Annotated in this window: 2 protein-coding genes and 1 pseudogene; all 3 read left to right on the top strand. The window is 47.1% G+C overall.

The annotated features are described in order from the left end of the window. Positions 1–414 precede the first annotated feature (414 nt). A pseudogene (locus ACP5J3_RS12230) lies at positions 415–1,468 on the top strand (DUF1646 family protein). 257 nt (positions 1,469–1,725) lie between these two features. Continuing rightward, a complete protein-coding gene (locus tag ACP5J3_RS12225; RefSeq protein ID WP_428495945.1) occupies positions 1,726–2,817 on the top strand; it encodes a TAXI family TRAP transporter solute-binding subunit in 1,092 nt (363 codons plus the stop codon). Positions 2,818–2,912: 95 nt separating this feature from the next. Next, a partial coding sequence (locus tag ACP5J3_RS12220) for a hypothetical protein (RefSeq protein WP_428495944.1) occupies positions 2,913–3,196 on the top strand: 284 nt, incomplete at its 3' end.

Genomic DNA, 3,196 nt, shown 5'->3' with positions numbered 1-3,196 from the left:
GTATGCTATTTTGCTTTGAGGGTTCTTTCTTTTGGCGTTGCGGTGCTAGGTGTGGCGACGCCTTTGTGTGGGTGTTTGTCGTATGGCTGATGTGGTGTTTTGTTTTATGGCTGTGTTGTGTGACGTGGGCGTCTGTCTTGAGTATCTAGCACCTGCCTGTTTTGTATATCGTGTGGGTTTATTTAGTGGTGTCTGTTTCGTGGGTGTGATGAGGGCGTCGGGACACTATGGATTGGTGATAGCCACCTGGAGGGCTGACGTATTGTAGGGGGCTCTTCTTTGTGTTGTTAGTGGTGCGGGTGGACGTCGGCTTCTCTGGTGATCTCGTATGCTAGGCTTTATTGATGGCTACCTTTATATCATTTGTTTTGTAGAGTGAATTGTTAAATATATGTCGATTTGCTACGTGTTGGTATGTTACCGCTTTCTGTTCAGGTCGTTTTTCTTGTTTTGTTGATTGTGCTTCCGCTTGTGTCTAGGTGGGTGGAGCGTAACCTTGAGTTTTTCTTTCTTGTTCTTGCGCTTACTGGCGCCACTTTAGCCGGTTTTTGGGGGTGGGACTTGCCTTGGGTGGCTTTTGTACATGCGGTGGCTGTGTATCAGCCTGGTGTTGGGTATGTGCCTATTGGCATTACGCAGGTTGTGCTGGGTGCCGGGTTGTTTTTTACTACCTGCGCCGTAGGTTAGCCAGGTGGGGCGCCTATCTGGCTAAACCTGGGTTGCTGGCCGCTTTCATATTTCTCTTTGGTTTACTTAGTAGCGTAATTTCGGCTGTCGTGGCGGCCGCCGTGTTGGCTGAGTTGCTGGGCTTTGCCAAGGCGCCGCATGCTTATAAGGCTAGGGCCGCGGTGTATGGAGCCTTTTCGATAGGTGTAGGCGCGGCATTGTTACCCCTGGGAGAGCCGCTCTCTACCATTGCTGTAGCTAAATTGAGACAGGGCTTCTTTTATCTGGTTGATGTCCTATTTGACGTAGTTCTGGTAACTGTGCTAATTTTCTCGTTGTATTCTTACTTCACTTTGAGGAGCATACGGGTAAGTGACGTGGAAATTGAACCTTATGAGCCAGAGCTGAGAGAAGTATTTCTCAGAACTGCGAGAATTTTCGTCTTCGTACTTGCATTAACAATACTGGGGGAGTTTTTAAACCCCTAGCCCAGGCCGCGGCTGGTTTGGGCAGAGAAGCTTTGTACGTTTTTGGCTTGATGTCCGCTGTAGCAGACAACGCCACGTTGGTGGCCGCGCTGGTAAACGGAGATATTGCAGTTGACGCCTTGAGGAGTTTTGTAGTGTCGATAGTCATATCGGGGGGCTTCACAATACCTGGGAACGCGCCTAACATAGTGCTGGCAAATGTGTTGAAAATAAGCTTTAGAGAGTGGATGAAGCTGGCACTGCCAATAGGCATCGTGATTTTCATAGCCGCTGGCGTATATGTATTATGGCTCGCTCCTTATCCCTTACTTTAGATTTTAGAGTTATTGTATTGCATTTTTTAATTTTGTGACCGTATGATTATTAGAGACTTTATCTCTGGAGATCTGTATAGATCCTGTATTGACTTTCATTAGCCTAGTTTTCCTAACCCTATAGAGATGTTTTACTTCTGCGGCTTTATATTGGCCGAATTTTATAAATTTCTTTGGTGGTGAAGTGCCATCGCTTCAATAAATACAAAGAATTCAACGAGGTCAATATTTAATAATGTCGAATTTATATAGGGCGCATGAGGATCACAACGCTATTAATAATTGGTGTGGTGGTGATTCTAGCCATTATAGCAATAATGATGGCTACTACTGGGCAGAACATAGCTCCACCCACTACACAGCCACGCACCGGGCCCACACAGACAGCACAAACACAGACGTCTCAACCACAGCAGAAGGCGCCTGCTAGCTACAGCGTGATTATAGCCACGGGGGGCACAGGCGGCGTCTATTATTACTACGGCGGCGTGGTTGCGGGAATACTTAAAAACTTCACAAATATCGACGCGACGTCGATACAAACAGCGGCTTCTATAGATAACTTGCTCTTGATAAGGGACAAGTCGGACCCCACAAAGGGGATATACTACTGTGCCACAGTTCTGCCTGACTCGGCCTACCTAGCCTACACGGGCCAGGACAGTAGATTCAAGGACAAGAGAGCGCCGATTGCGATAATGTGGGCTATGTATCCAAACTATCTACATATAGTTACTAGGAGCGACACGGGCATCAAGACGGTGTACGACCTCAAAGGCAAGCGCGTATCTACCGGGGCGCCGGGGAGCGGGACTGAGGTAGAGGCTCTCCTACTGTTACAGGTGTTGGGCATAGACCCGGCGAAGGACTTCTCTAAGTGGGAGAGGCTGGGCGCGGCTGAAAGCGCCAACGCTCTTAAGGACGGCGCTATAGATGCCTACTTCTGGAGCGGGGGCCTCCCGACATCTTCAATAGTGGAGCTTGCGGCCGCGTTGAAGCAACGCGGGGGCATAGTGCTGGTGGAAATACCGGACGATGCGATAAACGCCTTTACCCAAAAATTCCCGGGTCTAGCTGCTAAGGGCGTGATTCCTAAAAACGTTTATGGTACTGGTAAGGATGTGCAGACTTTGACCTTCTGGAATATGTTTGTATGCCACAAGGACATGCCAGATGAATTAGCCTACCAGATAACAAAGACAGTTTTTGAACACCTTGACATACTCCAAAAATCGGTCGCCGCGGCTAAAGACACCACGCTTAAGAACGCTTTGCTCTACTACGGAGGCACCATACCCTATCACCCCGGCGCGCTCCGCTACTACAAGGAGGTTGGGGCTCTAAAGTGATTGAGATATTAGTTTTACTGAATAACACATTAATTTTTTCTTATAAAATATATACAATACAGATTTATTTTGTAAATTCTGTAACATTGTCACCTGTGATTCTCAATTTTGACGTATCGCCAGACGGCTTCGTGCCCTGGATGATGACAGATGAAAAAACTTATGACTACTACACATCTGGGCTGTACCAACTGGGTAGCGTAGCGATTTCTACAAGATTAAATAGAGTATATTTCTGTAGCTCGCTAGAATATGACGTTGCAATTCGTATAGATAGTGGAGTGATTAAGTTTAAACGTATAAAAGACTGCCTAATAGCGGTTATATGGAGAAGTCAAAGCTTCTCCAGTACTATCTCGCAGTTGCCTCTGTTTACCAC

This window comes from Pyrobaculum sp. (genome assembly GCF_049971835.1).
Classification (GTDB): Archaea; Thermoproteota; Thermoprotei; order Thermoproteales; family Thermoproteaceae; genus Pyrobaculum.
The sequence above is the reverse complement of the archived record's forward strand: the minus strand, read 5'-3'. Positions and strand labels throughout refer to the sequence as shown.

What these genes read in the sequence shown, in the direction of transcription:
- ACP5J3_RS12225 (WP_428495945.1), top strand. Translation starts at nt 1,726, where the DNA reads ATGAGGATCACAACGCTATTAATAATTGGTGTGGTGGTGATTCTAGCC.